At 68.9% G+C, this 13,027-nt stretch carries 12 protein-coding genes and 2 pseudogenes; 8 read left to right on the top strand and 6 right to left on the bottom strand.

The window, feature by feature from the left end; all coding sequences use genetic code 11:
* Positions 1–146 precede the first annotated feature (146 nt).
* Positions 147–1,097 (top strand): mannonate dehydratase, encoded by a 951-nt coding sequence (locus K933_RS16235; RefSeq protein WP_023395843.1) that lies wholly within the window; start codon positions 147–149, stop codon positions 1,095–1,097.
* A gap of 62 nt (positions 1,098–1,159) precedes the next feature.
* The gene (gene uxaC / locus K933_RS16230; RefSeq protein WP_023395842.1) at positions 1,160–2,527 is read left to right on the top strand and encodes a glucuronate isomerase; all 1,368 of its coding nucleotides are present in this window, start codon (positions 1,160–1,162) and stop codon (positions 2,525–2,527) included.
* A 526-nt stretch (positions 2,528–3,053) separates the two neighbouring features.
* Here uxaC and K933_RS16220 read toward each other — a convergent pair.
* From K933_RS16220 to K933_RS16210, 3 genes and pseudogenes are all read right to left on the bottom strand, one after another.
* On the bottom strand, positions 3,054–3,995 hold the full coding sequence (locus K933_RS16220; protein WP_023395840.1) for an endo-1,4-beta-xylanase: 942 nt from the start codon (positions 3,993–3,995) through the stop codon (positions 3,054–3,056).
* Between the two features lie 243 nt (positions 3,996–4,238).
* Positions 4,239–5,249: an SGNH/GDSL hydrolase family protein gene (locus K933_RS16215; protein ID WP_023395839.1), complete on the bottom strand. Its 1,011-nt coding sequence runs from the start codon at positions 5,247–5,249 to the stop codon at positions 4,239–4,241.
* Between the two features lie 85 nt (positions 5,250–5,334).
* Positions 5,335–5,535 (bottom strand): annotated as a pseudogene (locus K933_RS16210) (fumarylacetoacetate hydrolase family protein); the annotation flags it as partial.
* Between K933_RS16210 and K933_RS19420 the strand changes: the two are divergent.
* A pseudogene (locus K933_RS19420) lies at positions 5,531–6,018 on the top strand (enolase C-terminal domain-like protein); the annotation flags it as partial. The pseudogenes K933_RS16210 and K933_RS19420 sit on opposite strands and share 5 nt — an antisense overlap.
* A 158-nt stretch (positions 6,019–6,176) precedes the next feature.
* Here the strand turns inward: K933_RS19420 and K933_RS16200 are convergent.
* Entirely contained in the window at positions 6,177–6,947 is a 771-nt protein-coding gene (locus K933_RS16200) for an SDR family NAD(P)-dependent oxidoreductase (RefSeq protein ID WP_023395835.1), read from the bottom strand.
* Between the two features lie 274 nt (positions 6,948–7,221).
* Positions 7,222–7,977 (bottom strand): HTH-type transcriptional regulator XacR, encoded by a 756-nt coding sequence (gene xacR, locus K933_RS16195; RefSeq protein ID WP_023395834.1) that lies wholly within the window; start codon positions 7,975–7,977, stop codon positions 7,222–7,224.
* Between the two features lie 625 nt (positions 7,978–8,602).
* Between xacR and K933_RS16190 the strand changes: the two genes are divergently transcribed.
* The 5 genes from K933_RS16190 (at position 8,603) to K933_RS16170 (ending at position 12,140) form a co-directional block, all read left to right on the top strand.
* Entirely contained in the window at positions 8,603–9,622 is a 1,020-nt protein-coding gene (locus K933_RS16190; RefSeq protein ID WP_023395833.1) for a daunorubicin resistance protein DrrA family ABC transporter ATP-binding protein, read from the top strand.
* The gene (locus tag K933_RS16185; protein WP_023395832.1) at positions 9,619–10,545 is read left to right on the top strand and encodes an ABC transporter permease; all 927 of its coding nucleotides are present in this window, start codon (positions 9,619–9,621) and stop codon (positions 10,543–10,545) included. The genes K933_RS16190 and K933_RS16185 overlap by 4 nt, the downstream gene beginning before the upstream one ends.
* A gap of 1 nt (position 10,546) precedes the next feature.
* A complete protein-coding gene (locus K933_RS16180; protein WP_023395831.1) occupies positions 10,547–11,209 on the top strand; it encodes a TetR/AcrR family transcriptional regulator in 663 nt (220 codons plus the stop codon).
* Positions 11,210–11,383: 174 nt separating this feature from the next.
* Positions 11,384–11,617 (top strand): hypothetical protein, encoded by a 234-nt coding sequence (locus K933_RS16175; protein ID WP_023395830.1) that lies wholly within the window; start codon positions 11,384–11,386, stop codon positions 11,615–11,617.
* A gap of 232 nt (positions 11,618–11,849) precedes the next feature.
* Positions 11,850–12,140: a hypothetical protein gene (locus tag K933_RS16170; RefSeq protein ID WP_049947972.1), complete on the top strand. Its 291-nt coding sequence runs from the start codon at positions 11,850–11,852 to the stop codon at positions 12,138–12,140.
* A 42-nt stretch (positions 12,141–12,182) separates the two neighbouring features.
* On the opposite strand, the gene K933_RS16165 is transcribed toward K933_RS16170, so the two are convergent.
* A complete protein-coding gene (locus K933_RS16165) occupies positions 12,183–12,956 on the bottom strand; it encodes an SDR family NAD(P)-dependent oxidoreductase (protein WP_023395828.1) in 774 nt (257 codons plus the stop codon).
* Positions 12,957–13,027: the final 71 nt, after the last annotated feature.

Below are 13,027 nucleotides of genomic sequence, written 5' to 3'. Positions count from 1 at the left end.
CTCGGCGGTGCGCCGTATGAGTCTTTCTAAACATAACGTACGTTTCGACGGTTCTATCGATCGTGATACTCGACGCCGTCCGGCGACTATCTCCCCGAACTGGCACGTCGCACAAGCTATATGTTCGGGTTTTCCGAACGGGAGGTATGGACACGACGCTGATGCTGCCGCCGCGCCCCGACAGGCGGTGGACGATCGCCCGACAGCTCGGACTCTCGACCGCCGTCGTCCGTTTCTGGGGAGAGGAGGAGTGGTGGACGTACGACTCGCTGCTGAAGACGCGGAACCGGTTCGCCGACCACGGTCTCTCGCTCGACGTGGTGGAGGACCGCCCGCCGATGACGGCGACGGTGCTCGGCGAGGAGGGCCGCGACGAGGAGATCGAGACGGTCAAGCGGCTGATCCGGAACATGGGCGAGGTGGGGGTCGGCGTCTACTCGTGGGTGTGGACGGAGAACCCCGTCGGCGTGATCCGGACCGCCGACGCCCACCCGCTCCGCGGGGGTTCGCGAACCACCGTCTACGACCACGAGCAGTCCGAGCGTGCGCCGCCCCACCCCGTCGACATCTCGGAGGCGGAACTGTGGGAGAACCTGGAGTACTTCCTCGACGAGGTGGTGCCGGTCGCCGAGGAGGCGGGCGTCCGGATGGCGCTCCACCCCGACGACCCGCCGGTGTCGTCCGTCCGCGGCGTCCCCCGCCTGGTCACCTCCGTCGAGAACGTCGAGCGGATCTTGGACCTGTACGACAGCCCGGCCCACGGGCTGACGTTCTGTCAGGGCAACTTCTCGGCGATGGGCGCGGACGTGCCCGCGGCGATCCGCGCGTTCGGCGACCGCATCCACTTCGTCCACTTCCGCGACGTGGAGGGGGGTTCCGAGCGGTTCGTCGAGACGTGGCACGACGAGGGGCAGACCGACATGCGCGCCGCGATGGACGCCTACGAGGCGGTGGGGTTCGACGGCCCGATCCGCCCGGACCACGTCCCGCGGATGCTCGACGAGGAGGACCGCGAGGGGGCGATGTCGGGCTACACCGACATGGGCCGGCTGTTCGCCGTCGGCTACATCGAGGGGCTGTTGGAGCGGGGGGAGTAGCCGCCGCCCGCACCGGACGAGCCGGCGAGGACTTTTGTCGGGGGGGTTCGAACCCGCCGCGTATGGGCTTCATCGACGAAACGTATCTGCTCGACTCGGAGGCGGCGGTCGACCTCTACGAGTCGATCGCCGACCTGCCGGTGGTCGACCCCCACAACCACGTCGACCTCGCGGAGGTCGTCGACGACGACCCGTGGGACGACGTCTGGGAGGTCGAGGGCGCGACCGACCACTACGTCTGGCAGCACATGCGCGAGCGTGGCGTCCCCGAGGAGAAGGTGACCGGCGACGCGAGCAACCGCGAGAAGTGGGACGCCCTCGCGGCGGTGTTCCCCGACTTCGCGGGCAACCCCACCTACGACTGGGTCCACCTCGACCTCGAACGGCGGTTCGGCATCGAGAAGCCGCTGAGCGCCGACACCGCCGACGAGATCTGGGAGGAGACGAAACGACAGCTCTCGGAGCCGGAGATGCGCCCGCAGGCCCTCCTGCGGGAGATGAACGTCGAGGTGCTGTGCAGCAGCGACGACCCGACCTCGCGGCTGGAGTACCACGAACGCGCCGAGACCGAAGTCGAGGGCGTCGACGTCCGGCCGACGTGGCGGCCCGACCGCGCGCTGAAAGTCGAAAAGCCCGCGTGGGACGAGTTCGTCGTCGAACTCGACGCGGCCACCGAGACCGATGTCGACGACTTCGAGGGCTTTCGCGACGCGCTCGCGGAGACGCACGACTACTTCGCCGACCACGGCTGTGTCGCCTGCGATATCGGCACGGGGACGGACCCCGTCTCGGCCCCCGTGAGCGACGAGCGCGCCGCCGCGGTGTACGACCGGGCGCGCCGGGGGGCGAATCTCGACGAAGGGGCGGTTCGCGACTTCAAGGCGTACCTGCTGGAGTTCGTCGGCGAGTTGAACGCGGAGAAGGGCTGGGTGACCCAGTTGCACGTCGGGGCGGTCCGCGACTACCGCGCGTCGCTGTACGAGCGGGTCGGCGCGAACGCGGGCGGCGACGTCTCGACGAGCGACGTGGACGTGGTCGGCGGTCTCGACCACTTCCTCGACCGGTTCGACGGCGAGATGGAGGTGGTGCTGTACACGCTCGACCCGACTCACTACCCGGACGTGACGGTGCTCGCGCGGGCGTACCCGAACGTCTCGGTCGGGCCGGCGTGGTGGTTCAACGACAGTCCGATGGGGATGGCGAACCAGTTAGAGCGGGTGGCGTCGGTCGACCTGCTGGCGAACCACGCCGGGATGGTGAGCGACTCGCGGAAACTCGTCTCGTACGGCTCGCGGTTCGAGATGTTCCGCCGGACGCTCGCGAACCTGGTGGGACGGATGGTCGACCGCGGCCGGGTCCCGTACGACAACGCCGAGCGACTCGTCGAACACGTCGCGTACGACCGGCCGAAGGAACTGTACGGGCTGTAACCCCACGCGAATCTGTTCCCTATCTCAGAACTCCATCGGCCGAACACTGTCGCGGAATTACGACGGTACCGCTGTAATCGAACCCCGACGGCCGCCGGAGGAACTCGGGAGAGCGCCGAGACCATCGCGGTCGAGGGGAGTGGGTTCGGTGGCTCGGAACGGTTTCGACCGGGGTGGCGAGCGGTGCGCTCCCCCTCGACCGGTACACGGAGCGTCGGTACGCGAACGGCCGCAGGGCTCTCGTCGGTGATCACACCGCGCTCCCCGACGCGACCGGGTCGGTCGACGAGCGCCCGTGGCCCGTGACCCTCGACCGCCGGCGTCGGCCGAAGCGGGCGTCCCGCCCCCTCCCCGTCGGGTGTCGGACGACCGCACGCGCCGCGGAACTCCGAACCAAAAGCCCGTTCTGATAATCAGAATGGCATCGGACCCAACGTCGGACCCGGCGGCCGGAGATTCGCCCGCGGCGAGTCCCCGCCGTCGGTTCGCGACCGCCCGTCGCGGGCCGTCCCGCGTACTCGACGCGCTACCGCGAGAGCGCGTCGACGACGGCGTCGCGCGCGGGCTTGGGACGGAACTGCTCGTCGAACAGGAGGGGGTTCTCGCCGCCGCCGCTCGCCACGGGCAGCCACGACTGGCCGTCGTCGACGCCCCACGTCACCACGGTGTCGGCGCCGGCGTCGACGGCCGCCGACACCACGTCGCGGTAGTAGTCGGCCTGTTCCGCGCGGTCGTCGACCGCGGCGCCGATACCAACGTCGAGTTCGGTGACGTGGACTTTCAACCCGAGGTCGGTCAACCGGTCGACGTTCGCGGCCACGTCCGCGGGCGGCACCTGTTCGTCGAACACGTGGAGTTGGAGGCCGACGCCGTCGATGGGGACGCCGCGCGCGACGAAGTCGGAGACGAGTTCGTACACCTCGTCGGCCTTCTCCGAGCGGCCGTCCGCGCCGTAGTCGTTGTAGAAGAGGTCGGCGTCCGAGACGGCGTCGGCCCACTCGAACGCCTCCGCGACGTAGTCGGGACCGAGCGCTTCGAGCCACTGTGTCTCGCGGAGGCCGCCGTCGTCCGCCACCGCCTCGTTCACCACGTCCCACGCGTCGACACGGCCGCGGTAGCGCCCGGCGACCGTCTGGACGTGTGTCCGGAGGAGGCGGCGCGCCTCCGCCTCCGACCGCGACCACGGCCGGAGCCACTCGGGGTACATCCGGTGCCAGACCAGCGTGTGCCCCCGGACGTACATGTCGTGCCGTTCCGCGAACTCGACGATGTCGTCGGCGTCGGCGAAGTCGTACCCCCCTTCGCCGGTCGCGAGCCGTCCCCACTTCATCGCGTTTTCGGCGACCACGGCGTCGAACTCGCGGGCGAGCGTCTCCCGGTAGTCGGTGTCGGTGCGGAGCGAGTCGGCGTCGACGGCGGCGCCGACGTGGACCCCGGCGTCGGCTGCGGCGTCTCGGAGTGTCGTCACACCCGTCGATGGCGGCGCCGGATCTTAAAGCTTCAGCCGACCGCGGCCGGGTCGCTCCGGGCTAGTTCCGACCGGCCGCCCTGGTCCGGGTTTGGACGCCGCCGCGGAGTACGTCAGATCTGCCCGCGATCACCGGTCGTAGAACCGACGTGTGGACGGTGCGTAGTTCTCCATCGGAAGACGGATCGGGCGGGTGTCGACCGGGCGACGGTCGCCGGACTAGCGCCGGTCGGCTGTCCGGCCCTACGAGGTGTCGAGGTGTTCGGCCAGTCCGTCGCCGATCGACCGCATCCCGGCGTCGCCGGGGTGGAGCACGTCCCACGTCAGGTCCGACGCCGACAGGAGGTCGGGTCCCGCCACGAGCGAGACGTTGTCGTGGGGGGAGTCGGCGACGACCGACCGGAGTGCGTCCCGGTAGGCGCCCGCGTGGGCGGCGTCGCCGCCGTCGGTCACGTCGGCGAAGTACGGGAACAGCGTGACGCAGACGACCGGGCTCTCCGGGTGGTGCCCGGCGACGGTGTTCACGAAGTAGTCCGCGCGCTCGCGGAACTCGGCGGGCGAGAAGCCGCCGTTCGCCATGTTGACCGAGAGCGCGAGCGACGCGACGTCCCAGTCGTCGCGGGCGGCGACGTAGTCGGCCAGCGCCGGCTCGCAGTACGCCGACCCCGAACAGCCGAGGTTCACCGCGTCGTACCCCCGGTGCTGTGCGGCGTGGGAGACGTAGCTCAGGTGCGCCGCCGACGCCTTCGCGCCCTCGGTGATGGAGGTGCCGTACGCGAGGTAGCGCTCGTCCGGGAGTTCCCCCGGCGTCGGGGGGCGGCAGTCGCCGGCGACGCCGTGGAGTGCGACGGGCGCGAACCGGTCGAACCGCACTCGACAGAGCCGCGGGTCGAACCGCCCCGTATCCACGCTCGCGTCGAGTTCGCGCAGTCGCTCGGGCACGCCGAGTTCGAACGTCTCGGGCGTCGGCCCGACCTCGACGGCCTGCCACGGCTGGAACGACCCCCAGAACACCCACGCTCGCGCCGGTTCGGCGGCGGACACCGTCACCTCGACTACGCTCCCGTCGCTCTCGGGGACGAACCGGAGTTCGGCGTTGGTCGCGTGCGCCAGCCGGTCGCTCGCGCCGTCGTTCAACTCGGCCCGGACCGAGGCGGGAACGCGGCACAGTTGGTCGCCGCCCGTCGTCCAGTCGGGGTCGGTCGTCTCCGCGACGTTGTGCAGCGAGACGGACGGGTGAGTCTCCGAACGCATGGTCGGTGTCCGTCTGTCGGCGAGCGCGGATATAGCTCTGGTGGACCGAACCCCGCTCTCCGGCGACGCACCCGACACAACACTCTCAGACGGTGACGGTGTCGTTGACGAGGCGGCCGATCCGGTCGATGTCGATGGCGATCCGGTCGCCCTCCTGAAGCGTGAAGTCGTCGTCCGGCACGAGTGCGGTTCCGGTGAGCAGGACGACCGTTTCGGGCAGTTCGTTGTGTCGGTAGAGGTACTCGACGAGCGTCTCACACCGCGTCGCCATCTCCCCCGTCGACGTCTGGTGGCTCGAAGACCCCGTTCCCCCGGAGAATCAGGACCTCCAGATCGAGGTGGCCAACGAGACGGACGTGACCGTCGTCGCGGGCGAGAACGCCTACCGCGTCGAGGGGGCACGCCGCCTCGTCGAGAATCAAGGGGTCGATGTCATCCACCCCGACGTCCCGAAGACCAGCGGGATGTACGAGACGAAGAAGGCAGCCGACATGGCGAAGGCGTACCACATTCCGCTCGCGCTCCACAACGTCGCCTCGCCGGTCGGAACGGTGGCCAGCGTCCACGTCGGCGCGGCCGCGTCCAACTTCCTGGCGCTCGAGTACCACGCGCGCGCGACGTCGACTGGTGGGGTGACGTGGTCGAAGAGGACGTGCTCGAACCCGGTCGGATCGCCGTCCCGGACGACCCGGGTCTCGGCGTCGAACTCGACCTCGACACGGTCGAAGCCCACCTGAAGGAGGGTGAGGAACTGTTCGACCCGGCGTGAGCCGGGTCGAACTCGCTGAACGCAGTCAGCGTAGTTCGACGAGGGGTGACGGAGTGACGCCTCGTCGAGCCAGCGAGAGCTTCGCTCTCGCCCGGTTCGATCCGGCGTGAGCGGGGCCGCCTTCGCGACCCCCGATTCGAGCAGTCAGGTCGCGACGCCTACTTCGCGCTGATGTCGTAGCCGCCGTCGACGGTGACGACCTGTCCGGTGGTGAACGCCGCGGCGTCGCTCGCGAGGTGGACGACGGACCCCGCTATCTCGTCGGGATCGGCGACCCGGCCCATCGGGGTGCGGTCGTCGACCGCCTCGCGGAACGCGGAGCCCTCCTCCATCTTCTCGCCCGCCAGCGGCGTCTTGACGAACCCCGGGGCGACCGCGTTGACCCGAACCTCGGGCGCGAGGTCCGCGGCCGCGGCGCGGGTGAGTCCGTTGAGGCCGCTCTTGGCCGCACAGTAGGCCGGCCGCTCCTCGCGCGCCTGGTCTGCCGACATCGAGGAGATGTTGACGATGCTCCCCTCGTCCATCGCGGCGCCGAACACCTGACACGCGCGGAACACGCCCGTGAGACAGACGTCGATGTCGCGGTTCCACTCCTCCTCGGACATCTCCGTGACCGACGCCTTCGCGACCGACCCCGCGGAGTTGACGAGCACGTCGACCGACCCCATCGCCTCCTCGGCGGCGTCGCGGAGGCGTTCGAGCGATTCGCGGTCGCGGACGTCGCAGGTGACCGCCGCGGTGTCGGCGCCCCGTTCGCGGAGTTCCGCGGTCACGTCCTCGACGGCATCGTCCGACCGACTCGTCGCGACCACGTTCGCACCCTCGTCGGCGAACGCGAGCGCTATCGCGCGCCCGATACCCGTCGTCCCGCCGACGACGACCGCGTTCCTGTCCGCGAGCTGAACACCAGCAGTGGAGTCGTTGACCATGAGCGGCTAGAACCGCACACTCCGTTTAGGTCTGTCTGATCCGCTCCGACGCCCGCCGGGAGCGCGTGACGGCTCCGTTGTGGGATACAGAACGCGAGTTGCCCCACCGTCCAAGTCGGTGCGGATCGATCACGCTGTATAACTATCGAACACGGCGTTTACGTCGGTACGACTGTAATCGAGAGCTCGGACGGTCGGAAACGGGGGCGGGAGGACGACCGAAGGTAGCGTGTGGGGCGAGCGCCCGTTCGGCGATTCAGAACGGGTCGGTGAGTCAGTAGTTGATGTTGAGTTCGACGACGTTCGCCGCGCTGAGGACGAGTTCGGCGAGTTCGCCGTGGAGGTCCTCGTCGCTGACCCGGCTGGCGGGCGCCGAGACGCTGATCGACCCGAGCACCTCGCCCGTCGACGACTTGACGGGCGCCGCGATACAGCGCAGTCCCTCGAGTCGCTCGCCGTCGTCGATGGCGTACCCACGCTCGCGGATCTCGTCGAGGGCGTCGAACAGTTCCCCCCGAGTTCCGATGCTCCGCGGCGTCTCCTGTTTGAGCCCCCGTTGCTCGATGATCTCGTCGACGCGCGACTCGGGCAGGTTCGCGAGGATGGCCTTGCCAAGCCCGGTTGTGTGGAGGTACGTGCGGAGACCGGCGTACGTGTCGAGGTCGACCGCCTTGTCCCCCTTCGAACGCATCAGGTAGACGCCCATCCCCTGCTCTTCGACCAGCAGGTTGGCGAGTTCGCCCGTCTCGACCGCCAGCGACTTGATCTCCGACTCGGCCACCTGGTAGAACTCCATCGACTTCCGCGTGTGTCCGCCGACTTCGAGGAACTTCAAGCCGAGTTGGTACTCGTCGCCGCTCTTGAGCACGTAGCCGTGTTCGCGGAGCGTCGTCAGGTGGTTGTGCACCGCGCTCTTCCCCATGTCCAGCCCCTCCGCCAGTTCGGTCACGCCGCACGGCCCCCGGTCCATCAACTCCTCGACGAGGGCGAGCGTCTTCTCGGTGGTTCGCACCGGGTGTTTGGCGTTCATCTACACCTGCGTTCGTGTGTAACGATGATAAACGTTCTGGAGACCAGAACAGCCTCCTCCTTCGACCCGCGCTCCCCGACGCGCGTTCGCTCTCCGACGACGGGGCCTCCGGCGGTTGGCCACGGGCGGAGAGGGTTGAACGGCCGGAACTCCCGGCGACGGGGACGCCCGCCGTTAGGAACTGCGAGCCGGTCATCCGGCGGGTTTCGCGAGTCGACGACTCCCGGCTTCAGGCGGGGTGGGATCCGTCGGCGAGTGGTCCTGCCCGGACCGGTTAGTCAGTCGCTTCGGGTTCGACCGCTAGCTGTACAAACAGTCGGTAGGATGGCTACTATTGTGATATTAATCGCGATCGTCATTTCACCACGCGAGAATCGATCACGAGAGAGGTCGTACTCGTCGGCAGATACGGGGTAAAATCCGATTGTATCGGACAGTATAACGTTTATTTCGTTGCACGCCGACTATCGGAACCTGAGAAACCGTACGGGCGAATAATCATATTCTCAGTATAATACTACTTAAATTGGTATTATATCGGGAGCGGCGTCGATCCGTGTGGGTGGCTACCTTGATTGAATATTCATTCAAAAACGCTAAGTGGTCCGACGTGTTCCCGTCCCCCGTGAGCGCTATCGACGCCCGACACCTCGCGTTGACGTACGCGGACGGGACGGAGGCGGTCGAGGACGTCTCGCTCGACATCCCCGAGGGGGAGTTCTTCGGCTTCCTCGGCGCGAACGGCGCGGGCAAGACCACGACGATCAAGATGCTCGTGACGCTGTTGCGTCCGACCGAGGGCAGCGTTCGCGTCAACGGCTACGACGTGGCGGACGCCCCCCGGCGGGTCCGCGAGTCGATCGGCTACATGGCCCAAGAGACCAGCATCGACACCGAACTCACCGCCCGCGAGAACGTCCGGTTCGCCTGCGAGGCGTACGGCGTCCCCCGCGGGGAGCGGGCGGGTCGGATCGACGACCTGCTCGACCTGGTCGACCTGGCGGACGTGGCCGACAAACGGGCGAAGGACTTCTCGGGCGGGATGAAGAAGCGGCTCGACGTCGCCACCGCGCTGGTTCACGAACCGCCGGTCGTCTTCCTCGACGAACCGACGACGGGTCTCGACCCGAAGGCGCGAAACCGGCTGTGGGACTACTTCCGGCGGATCAACGACCGCGGGACCACCGTGTTCCTCACGACGCAGTACCTCGAAGAGGCGGACCAACTCTGCGAGCGCATCGGCGTGATCAAAGGCGGCGAGATAGCCGTCTCGGGGTCGCCCGCCGAGTTGAAGTCGCGGGTCGGCGGCGACGTACTCGAACTCGAACTCGACGACCCCACCGACCGCGACGTCGAACGCGCGCGCGCCATCGCGGCCGACTCCGCGCTCGTCGACGACGCGGCGGCGGTCGAGACCACCGACGACGGCATCGTCGTCACCTCCTCGGTGGCGCGCAGCCGCGGCACGGACCTGCTGGTGTCGCTCCGCGATGCCGGCCTGACGATCACGGGGTTCAACGTGCGGAGTCCGACGCTCGACGACGTGTTCCTCGCCATCACCGGCGAGGAGTACGACGTGGACGGCGACGATACGGACGCCGACGCGACTGCCGACCCCGAGCGCGCCCCGGGGGCGTCCCGATGAGCGCCGAGACGGAGTCCGACGCCGGCACCGCCGCCGGGACGGGGAACTCGCGGGCCGAGGCGTCGGGCAACGGCTTCCTCACGGACACGTGGGTCAACCTCAAGCGGTGGATGCTGAAGACGGCCCGCAACCCGTTCGTGTTGACGTTCTCGCTGTTGAACCCGCTTATGTTCCTCGTGCTGTTCACCGAGGTGTTCGGCGGGGTCACCGGCGGCGCCATCGGCGGCAGCGTCGGCGCGGACGTGAACTACACCACCTACCTCGTCCCCGCCATCGCGATCCAGGTGTCGCTCGTCAGCGCGACCACCTCCGGCATCGGGTTGGTCGAGGACATCGAGAGCGGCATGTTCGAGAAGGCGCTGGTGTCGCCGATGCACCGCGGGGCGGTGTTTCTCGGCAAGTCGCTCTCGGAGGTGCTCCGGATCGTCGTCCAGGTGTGTATCGTCCTCACGTTCGGCTACGTCCTGCTGTGGCTCGACACCGGCGGGAACACGGGACCGTACGTCGCCACGGGTCTCCCCGGCGCGGTGGGTATCGTCGTCGTCGGCATCGTCTTCTCGGTGTGGTTCACGGCCTTCTCGAACATCATGGCGCTCGTCACGCGCGACCAGGAGTCGACGATGCTGTCGGTCAACATCCTCCAGTTCCCGCTCCTCTTTCTGTCGAGCGCGTTCCTCCCGCTGGAGTCGCTCCCGGGGTGGGTGCGGGTGGTCGCCAGCCTCAACCCGATCACGTACGGCATCGACGCGGCGCGCGCGCTGATGTTCGGCCGCGACGTGATGAGCGTGGTCGAGGTGACGGCGTTCGGCGGGGTCTGGAACACGCTGGTGCCCGCGCTCGCGGTGCTCGTAACGCTCGATATCGCGTTCGGCGCGGTCGCCGTCTACTACATGGCGCGCGCAACGAGCGCGGAGGCGCGGTGAGATGGACGCCGACGGGAACGGCACCGACCCGGACGACTCCGAGGCGAGAGCGCACTCGGCGCTCGACGACCCGCGGGGGACCCGCGAGGAGATCATGCAGGCGACCTACCGGGCGCTGTGTGACCACGGGTACGCCGACCTCACCATCCAGCGGATCGGCGATCGCTTCGCCAAGAGCAAGTCGCTGCTGTACCACCACTACGACGGGAAGGACGAACTCCTCCTCGACTTCCTCTCGTTCATGCTCGAGGAGTTCGAACGCACCATCGACGCCGACCCGGGCGACGACCCCGCCGCCCACTTCGAGTCGATGCTCGACCACGTGCTCGCACCCGACCTCCCCGACGACCGCCGCGAGTTCGGCGCCGCGATGGTCGAACTCCGCGCGCAGGCCGCCCACGACGCCCGCTACCGCGCGGAGTTCACGCGCCACGACCGGTTCTTCCGCGACCGCATCGCGCGGGCCGTCCGCGCCGGCGTCGAACGGGGGGCGTTCCGTTCGGTCGACCCCGACCGGGTCGCGGCGTTCGTGTTCACCGTCATCGGGGGGGTCCGCACCCACCGCCCCACCTCGGACATCGACGACGTGGCCGTCGTCCGCGCCGAACTCGGCCGCTACCTCGACGCGGTGCTCTCGCCGGACGGAGGGGGGATCTCCCCGTGACTCTCGTGGCGTCCCGACCGGCCCTGCGCGGACCGTGTGTGAAGTCTCACACCAGTGTTATACGGGTGCCCGACCGGGTTCACGCCTGCTGACTGACTGGTTAGTTATATCCGCCGCGCGGAACCGTTCGCCGACCGGGCCGGGGTGGTCCCCGGCGCTCGGGGGGAGCGAGTAGTGGGGGTTCTCGACACCGACCGCCGGAGCATCGCGCTCGGCGTCGCCATCGGCCCGCTGTCGGCGAGCTACCTCGCCGGGATCGACCTCTCCGTCGGCCAACCGTACGCGACGCCGTTCGTCTTCGGCGCGGTGCTCGCGCTCGTCGGCTTCGTGCTCGTCTACACCCAGGTGGAAGAGCCGGGGTCGACCGCGGCGGGGTCGCCGGCCGCCGACCCGTCGTCGGGCGACTGACCCGCCCGCTCGCGGTCGACCCACCAGTCGATACGCGGGTCGGCCCACGGTCGGCCCGACGGCTCACGGCCGAGTCGCCGAACGGCGGGCGCGTGACGGAGGCGACGCGCGGGCGACGGACGACGTGGGTGCACGACACAGTACACCCCCAGCCGCGTCCCTCCGGTCGACGCGGACGAACGGGTCGTACAGTTCACACGAGCTATCACCCTGGCTCCCCGAGGTGGAGTCGATGGCGACACCGAAACAACTGCTCGCGTTCGCGGGCGTCGGGCTGTTCGGAACGAACGCGGTCCCTCACTTCGTCAAGGGTGTGACCGGCGAGCGACACGTGTCCCCCGCGGGCGAGGATTCGAGCCCCGAGACGAACGTCCTCTGGGGGAGCGCGAACGCCGCCGTCGCCGGGGTCCTCGCGTGGACCCACCGGGACGCCGTCGACCGGTCGACGCTCGCCGTCGCGTTCCTCACGGGCGTCGCGTTCGCGCTCGGACTGGCGTCGTACTGGGGCGACGGCGCCGAGTAGGGCGGGCGGAAGCGCCGGCACCGAACCGGTGCGGTCGCGGCCTCAGTCCGCGGCCTGTCCGCCGTCGACCGGGAGCGTGTGGCCGGTGACGTACGAGGCGTCCTCCGAGCAGAGGAACGCCACCACGCCGGCCATCTCCTCCGGTTCGGCGGTCCGCCCCATCGGTACGTCGACCATCGCGGACGTGTCGAACGGCATCGACGACGGGTCGCCGCTCCCGCCGCTCATCCCCGATTGGATGTTCGTGTCGGTGGGTCCCGGTGCGACCGCGTTGACCCGGATGCCCCGGGAGGCGTACTCCAGTGCGACCGTCTTGGTCAGACCGACCACGCCGTGCTTGCTGGCCGAGTAGCTGGCTAGCCCGCCCATGCCGACCAGCCCGGCCTCGGAGGCGGTGTTGACGATGGCGCCGCTCCCCTGCGCTTCCATCACGGGGAGTTCGGCCTTCATACACGCCCAGACGCCCTTCAGGTTGATGTCGATCAGTCGGTCCCACTGCTCCTCCTCGATGTCCGTCACTCCCGCGAACCCGGTGAGGATGCCCGCGTTGTTGTTCGCGAAGTCGAGGCCGCCGTACTCCTCCACCGCGGTGTCGACCATCCGCTCGACCGACTCGGTGTCGCTGACGTCCACCTCGACGAACGTCGCCTCGCCGCCGTCGTCCTCGATGGACTCGACCGTCTCGCGCCCCGTCTCCTCGACTACGTCCGCGACGACGACGTTCGCCCCCTCCGCGGCGAACCGCTCGGCCGTCGCGCGCCCGATACCGGACCCGGCGCCCGTCACTACCGCCGTCTTCCCGCTGATCCCGTTCATGGTGTGAGTGGTAACTAACCGTTTAGTCAGTATAAGCTTTTACCCCATTCTCGGCGGTCGGGACGGCGGAG

This window comes from Candidatus Halobonum tyrrellensis G22, assembly GCF_000495475.1.
Taxonomy (GTDB): Archaea; Halobacteriota; Halobacteria; order Halobacteriales; family Haloferacaceae; genus Halobonum; species Halobonum tyrrellense.
Note: the sequence above shows the minus strand (reverse complement) of the source record. Positions and strands in the feature narration are given on the sequence as shown.